Raw genomic sequence first — 6,929 nt, forward strand, 5'->3', positions numbered from 1 at the left:
CTTGGAGATTTGCCCTAACTTTTGGGATTAATGGTTCTATTTTTTCCCAAAGTGCATCGGGGATCTCTGAATAATATTTGTCCATTTCACATTGACATTTTTACGCTTTCTGAGTACAAGCAGTTTTGAGACCGGCTCTTAGTGTATTTATCGGTTCGAATGCTTGAATCTCAGACTCCAAGTCCGGAAATAAAAAAAGAACTACGAAAACGATTTAACAGATTAGATCCTCATATGTCCGTCGATGATCCGTTTTTACATAAAAAACTCTTAAAACGCTTCCGTTCATATTTACTTTCGATTTTGTTCTTTGAATATCCCCAAAACATACTAGGATTTAAAAGTTCAACTCACGTTAGATATCCGTCCTAGATCATAAACGAATGAATGTTAAGTGTATAACTTAGATTACAACTCTAATATTTAATATACGTTATTCGAACTTTGGATATTACTCATCTCTACATAATAGAGTGTCTAAAATTCTTCATCAAACGCGGGATTTATGCTCAAATTAACGGTACTCTATTTTATAGGGATCAGTAACGAAAACTGGAATAATAGTAGAGTTGTATCTTAGAAAAAGCGGTTTGTTATTCAGAAATCAGAACCAAACTCGACTATTGTAAGTAGGCGCAGGAATCCACATTGGCATTTCACGTTGTAAAAAGTCGTTTAAAACTGTAAAAAGATGCAAAGGTGAGATGAGCGTGATGGTAATCAATGGAAAACAATTCGGGAAAAATTGTTCTTGAATTACTGTTCATCTTCCGAAGAAAAAAACTCCTGAACCGTAATTCCCAACGTACGGTCGAAATTCTCGAATGATTGAAGAATCTCTCGGATTAAAAAATCTCCGTCCGAAAAATCTTCCAAACAATCAGGATGATTCTCTTGACTATCTCCGTAAAACTGTAAGCCTTTCATTCCGATACCAGATTTTTTATTTAAACACCGAAAATTAGAGGAAAAAAAAATTGAGAATATAACGAACCGAAAACATTTTTTAGAAATCGGCGCGAATTTATTCTTAAATCGATTTTCAAAATTTTTCCGAAAAAAAGCATGGGAAGAGATGATTCAATTTCAACCCGTTCTTGGATCCCTTAAAAGCTACGAAGCGGGAAAACCGATAGAACTCGTAGTCAGAGAATTCGGAATCGATCCGGATCAGATTATCAAACTCGGTTCGAACGAAAATCCTTTCGGCTGCGCGCAACCCGTCGTAGAAGCCGTTCAGAAAGCGGCTTCGAAAATGCCCTACTATCCTGACGATTCTTACTTGGAATTGAAAACCGCACTCGCTTCCAAGTTCGACTTAACTCCCGATCGGATCATTTTGGGTAACGGAAGTGATCAAGTTTTGGATTTTGCCTGTAGATGCGTATTGGGACCCGGTGATTCGATTCTCATCAACCGAATCACTTTTGCAATGTATAGGATCTACGCGCTCCAATGTGGTGCAAAGGTTCATTCCACGGAAACCGTTTTGCATGATCTGAACGCATTTTTAGATCTCGCAAAATCAATCCGTCCTAAGATCATCTTCCTTTGCACCCCGTCCAATCCGATTGGAGACGCTCTTTTCAGATCCGACGTCTATGATTTTTTAAGACAAATTCCTTCGAACACGTTAGTCGTCATAGATGCGGCCTATATGGAATTCGGGAAAAAAAAGGATTCGAATACCTTCATTTCCGCCAAAGAAGTTACGGATCTTTTCCCGAACGTTTTTTATACGGGAACCTTTTCGAAAGCTTACGGACTCGGAGGAATGAGGATCGGATACGGAATCGGAAACAAGGAACTAATTTCCAATTTATATAAAATGCGTCCACCTTTCAACGTCGCCAACCTTTCCGCACTCGCCGCGACCGAGGCCCTTAAAAACGAATCTCACGTGGAATCGTATTTGGATAACAATCTGAAAGAGATGAAACGATATGAAAAATTCGCCACCGAGCAAAGCATCGAATTCATCGATTCCTACGCGAATTTCATTACATTTTTTGCAAGAAAACGGGGAAAATCCTCCACGGAAATTTCCCAGTCTCTTTTAAAACAGGGAATTATCCTCAGGAATTTGAGGAGTTACGACTTGAATGCAATTCGAATCACGATTGGAAAACCACAACAAAATGACCGGGTTCTAACCGCTTTGGATCAAGAATTCAGCTGAAGCAAACGCCTTTCTATGGATCGGCGTGAACTCAGCGAACGCCTTTCTATGGATCGGCGTTCAGGAAATTATTACACTTTAGTTTTTTATTCGACCAAACTTTCTTACAGCGCGTCCCAAAAACCCAGTTTACTTTGTCAGAAAGATCGAGCTGCAAGGTTCTATCCCAAAACTGGGACAGAACCTTATGTCGAATTCATATTAAATTTACGTACTAAATCTTTAGCTTTGACCTAGTGACGTAAAAACGGACATTTTTTTCAGCTCCCAAAAAGGGAAGATCACATTAGCAGTTAGTCGTTACTACGAACTATACAATTCTGTATCTAGATGGGGTTTATCTCAAAACTTAAGTCAAGTCCGGAATTGTTAGCTTCTTTTGAAGAAGATCCAACATTCTAATTTTTGAAATAAACTCATTACGGTATTCTTTTCATACGCCCGAGTAGTAAAAAAGATTCAGATTTTTCCCAAAAAGCACGAAACGTTTATTAAAACCCGTAGGTCTTAGGTCCAATATGTTTCATTCCGAATACAAATACGAAAAAACCAAAGAAGAGATTCAACATACGAATCAAAATCAGACCGAAGTAGAATCTGATCCGAAACGTTCAGAATCGAAGGTTAAACAAGTAAGAGTTCGTCCGGAACTCTACGACAAATAATCAACCTGTCACAAAAGAAACTGAAAGCTCGCCACGCCTCTAAGGATCGTCGCGGCGGGAAGATTTTTTCCAAACCCTATCTAGATATTCCTTGAGTTTCAGCTCCGCTCCGTTACCCGTAGGAAAGTAAAAACGCGGCGGATTTTCCGCGAACTCATCCGGGAAATAATTTTGTTCCTTAAATCCTCCGAAATCGTGAGGATATACGTAACCTTGAGAAGCACCCTCCTTCTTATGAAGAAAGGTCGGAGCGTTCCTGAGACGGTTCGGAATTTTAATTCCGGTCCCCTTTTCTCTTACAAAAGAAACAGCGGCCTGAATTCCTTTATAACTCGCGTTCGATTTCGGACAAGAAGCAAGAAACGTAGTCACATGCGCGAGGATCAACCTTCCTTCCGGCATTCCAATCGCTTCGAGAGCGTGCAAACCCGAAACGGCAAGAGGCAAACCGTTGACGGAGGCGTTTCCTACGTCCTCACTTGCAAGAATGATCAGCCTTCTCATAATAAAAAGGGGATCTTCTCCTCCTTCCAGCAGAACTGCGAGATAATAAAGCGCAGCGTCTGGATCACTTCCCCGTACCGATTTAATAAACGCGGAAATTACGTCGTAATGAGATTCTCCGCTTTTATCGTATTCGATCACACGACTTTCCAAATATTCTTCCACGTCGGATTTGGAAATCGTATGATTCTCCGGAAAACTGAAGCTAAGCCCCTCCAAGTTCGATAGGAGTTTTCTTCCGTCCCCGCCGGAAAATCGAATGAGCGTTTCCTTTGCATCCGGATTTAGATGAATGGAATATTCTAAATTTTGAATTCCTCTTTCGAGAAGTAAAGACTGCTCCTCCCAACTCAAAGGTTCGATTTTCAGAATCTGACATCTGGATAAAAGAGGTCTTGTGATCCGAAACGCCGGATTTTCGGTCGTGGCTCCGATCAATACGAGATGCCCGGTTTCCACTCCTTTCAAAAGACTGTCTTGTTGAGAAGCACTGAAACGATGAATCTCATCCAAAAAGAGCAACATCGTTCCTTCCCGCTCCGCGCGTTCCAGCAATTTTTTGATTTCGGCGACTCCGGTGGAAACCGCGTTGTATTCCACAAAAGGAAGATTCCACTTTCTGCAAAGAATTCCGGCTAACGTTGATTTTCCCGTTCCGGGAGGTCCGTAGAGTATGATGGAAACGGGAGATCGATAATTGACTAATTGTTTTGTGGCTCTTGTCTGCCCGATCACTTCCTCAAATCCGGAAGGACGTATTTTATGAGCGAGAGGCGGAATCGGTTTTTTTCTGAAAAGATCGCTCAAGTGAGTTCGCTCACTCCCAACTCGTTCTTGATTTTTCCGAGACAGGTTCGTATGGTCGCATTGCAGACGTCGCAGGCGCTATGACAACAAACCAAAGATTGCTCTCTTATATTTCCTTGTAGAATATTTTCGATCAAGGCGGAAATGCGCACGGGGAGATCGAACAGATCCAAATTCTCTCGGATGACTTCCTCTCTCGTCTTCGGAAATAGATTGGGTTGATTGTTTTCCAAAAATTACCTTTTGAACACAGAGTATTCTCTTCTTTTATTTTCGAAAACTCAATTTTTTTTGTCCTTCGGATCAAATATACTCTCAAACTTTCGATTTTTGCAAAGGACCCCGCGAGCGCCTCAGGCACTATAACAAAATAGAAAAGATAATGAAAACAATACACAAGGAATGACAAAGCGGAAAAGATTTTTAAAATGACTTTAAAATCATGAAAGCCACGAACTTACAAAAAATTGGAACTTTAATCCTAATCCTTCTTTGTTTTTTGAGCCAACTTAAAGCTCAAGAGATAGGGACCTATCACAATCTAACCGAGGCGCTTCAAAATCCGACAGATGTCCGAATTTTAGATTTAAGCAACAAGCGACTCACAACTCTTCCAAAGGAAATAGGGGAATTGCAAAACCTAACAGTATTTAATTTATACGTCAATCAACTCAAAACTCTTCCAAAGGAAATCGGAAAATTGAAAAATCTAAAGTATTTAAATTTAAACTACAATGAACTCACAACTCTTCCCCAAGAAATCGGAAAATTGAAAAATCTAACAGTATTAGATTTAACCAACAATCAACTCACAACTCTTCCAAAAGAAATCGGAAAATTACAAAGCCTACGAGAATTAGATTTAAGCGGCAATCAACTCACAACTCTTCCAAAAGATATCGGAAAATTGCAAAACCTACAAGAATTATATTTAGATGATATACCCGCTTGGAGATCCCAAGAAGAAAAGATTCGGAAATTACTTCCCCAAACGCGTATTATTTTTAACCAATTCGGAGACGCAGAGTAACCAATGACATCGAACTTCCTCTGAAAAACTAGCATGCTTTTTCTTTGTATGACCGTGTTGGGCATTCGGAGTGATTCATCTACACTTCCGAAAGACGCGGACAAAACAATACGCAAGGAATGACAAAACGGAAAAGATTTTTAAAATGACTCTGAAATCATGAAAGCCACGAACTTACAAAAAATAGGAATTTTAATCCTGTCCCAAAACCTTAAAAGAAATCAGTCATTCGGTTCGTAATAAAGCATAGGAGTTCTCACAGAAACCGTCTCTTTGGCAATTTAGGAGCTTTCGAAAGGATTTTATAATGTTAAGTTCTCGTTGGAGTTCTTACAGGTTTTGGGACAGTTCTAAATATAAAATCATAGCAAAAGCGATAAGAAAGAAATGAGGAGTATTGATTTTGATCGATTTCAGGACGGAAAAATTTTAGCGTATCTATCGAAAAAGTGCAATCTGGACGCAGTTTCTATATTGAAACAATTTCAAAATAGAGATCGAGATTCATATTCCAACTACGATTTAATGATGTGCTTAATTGATTCGTCCAGAATTTCTGAAAATCTTATTTTATATCTGATCCCTCGTTTATACGATTATGTATTGAATAATCCGGGGTCCAGTTTACTTTTTCTAATTAACCTTGGTTACTGATAACGAGAAAGATATTCTGTTTGAAACATTAAAATTTCTTAGAAAAGTTTACAAAGAAAGTGAATAAGTCTGCGAATTTACGGTTCGTTTTTATAAAGTTAATTTTTATATTTGATAATGATTCAAATTTGCCTATTTTCGCCTTCTCGCTACTTTTCGGAATCGCTCATGCGACAATTGCGCCCGCAATTTCGAAGAGACGAAGGCAAGCGCCCGTTGCGTTAAGATACTTTTTACAAGAGTAAAAAAAATTGAAAAACATCTATTTAATAAGTGGCCTTGGTGCGGATGAAAGGGTCTTCGATAAAATTGATTTCAAAACTGAAAGACCAAAATACATTTCTTGGATAGATCCTAAAAAAGAGGAGAGACTCGCAGACTATTCGAAACGGCTAATTGCCCAAATAGATTCATCCCAAGGTATTATCTTAATTGGGGTATCCTTTGGTGGAATTATTGCGGCTGAAATAGCAAAACATATACAGACAGAACAAATTATCATTATATCAAGTATAAAGACGTCTTCAGAAAAACCATACTTCTATAACCTTATTTCTTTTCTTAAAATAATTGATCTAATTCCTGAATTCTTGCTTAAATTATATACTCCAATTCTATCATACTATTTTGGCATTTCCTCTAATGAAGATAAGATTCTCTTGAGAGACTTTCTTAAGAGCACCAGAGGTGCCTTTGTTAAATGGGCATTAAAATCGATATTGAATTGGAATAATAAAGAATATCCAAATAATTTAATTCATATTCATGGAACTAAGGATAGACTTTTTCCATTTAGATTAATCGATAAACCAATTCGAATTGAAAATGGCGGTCATTTCATGGTTTTAGATAAGCACACTGAGATATCTATAAAGTTAGACAATATCTTAAATATGTACTATTAGAACGCAACCGAGGGATAACTACCATTAGTGATCTGTAATAGCCAAGATAAGATCTAACACTCCGTTCCTGTCTATAACGAAAATTGTAAATTGTCGAGATACTTATTCTTAGCTAATTCCTTCGCGTCAAGAAAAGTCTGGATCGGAGTTTTGCCAAAACAATACTTGCCTTGGTGTGTTCGTTC

General features: G+C 38.4%; 7 protein-coding genes and 1 pseudogene. 4 read left to right on the forward strand and 4 right to left on the reverse strand.

Features of this window, described 5'->3' with window-relative positions:
* Positions 1–756: 756 nt before the first annotated feature.
* A complete protein-coding gene (locus CLV95_RS19020) occupies positions 757–927 on the reverse strand; it encodes a hypothetical protein (protein WP_002735388.1) in 171 nt (56 codons plus the stop codon).
* A gap of 148 nt (positions 928–1,075) precedes the next feature.
* Here CLV95_RS19020 and hisC point away from each other — a divergent pair, with 148 nt between their 5' ends.
* The gene (hisC, locus tag CLV95_RS18260) at positions 1,076–2,179 is read left to right on the forward strand and encodes a histidinol-phosphate transaminase (protein WP_002735341.1); all 1,104 of its coding nucleotides are present in this window, start codon (positions 1,076–1,078) and stop codon (positions 2,177–2,179) included.
* A gap of 518 nt (positions 2,180–2,697) precedes the next feature.
* Positions 2,698–2,844, forward strand: a complete 147-nt coding sequence (locus CLV95_RS19025) for a hypothetical protein (RefSeq protein ID WP_002725149.1) — start codon at positions 2,698–2,700, stop codon at positions 2,842–2,844.
* 39 nt (positions 2,845–2,883) lie between these two features.
* On the opposite strand, the gene CLV95_RS18270 is transcribed toward CLV95_RS19025, so the two are convergent.
* Together CLV95_RS18270 and CLV95_RS18275 are read right to left on the reverse strand one after the other, a co-directional pair.
* Positions 2,884–4,155 (reverse strand): replication-associated recombination protein A, encoded by a 1,272-nt coding sequence (locus CLV95_RS18270; RefSeq protein WP_002735458.1) that lies wholly within the window; start codon positions 4,153–4,155, stop codon positions 2,884–2,886.
* On the reverse strand, positions 4,152–4,388 hold the full coding sequence (locus CLV95_RS18275) for a hypothetical protein (RefSeq protein ID WP_002735468.1): 237 nt from the start codon (positions 4,386–4,388) through the stop codon (positions 4,152–4,154). Before CLV95_RS18275 ends, CLV95_RS18270 begins: the two co-directional genes overlap by 4 nt.
* A gap of 209 nt (positions 4,389–4,597) precedes the next feature.
* Between CLV95_RS18275 and CLV95_RS18280 the strand changes: the two genes are divergently transcribed.
* Complete coding sequence (locus CLV95_RS18280) at positions 4,598–5,185, forward strand: leucine-rich repeat domain-containing protein (protein WP_002735337.1); 588 nt, start codon at positions 4,598–4,600, stop codon at positions 5,183–5,185.
* Between the two features lie 905 nt (positions 5,186–6,090).
* On the forward strand, positions 6,091–6,744 hold the full coding sequence (locus tag CLV95_RS18290; protein WP_002735333.1) for an alpha/beta hydrolase: 654 nt from the start codon (positions 6,091–6,093) through the stop codon (positions 6,742–6,744).
* Between the two features lie 71 nt (positions 6,745–6,815).
* On the opposite strand, the pseudogene CLV95_RS18295 reads toward CLV95_RS18290, so the two are convergent.
* Positions 6,816–6,929: pseudogene (locus tag CLV95_RS18295) on the reverse strand (IS481 family transposase); the annotation flags it as partial.

The sequence above is a fragment of the Leptospira borgpetersenii serovar Javanica genome (assembly GCF_003046425.1).
Lineage (GTDB): Bacteria > Spirochaetota > Leptospiria > Leptospirales > Leptospiraceae > Leptospira > Leptospira borgpetersenii.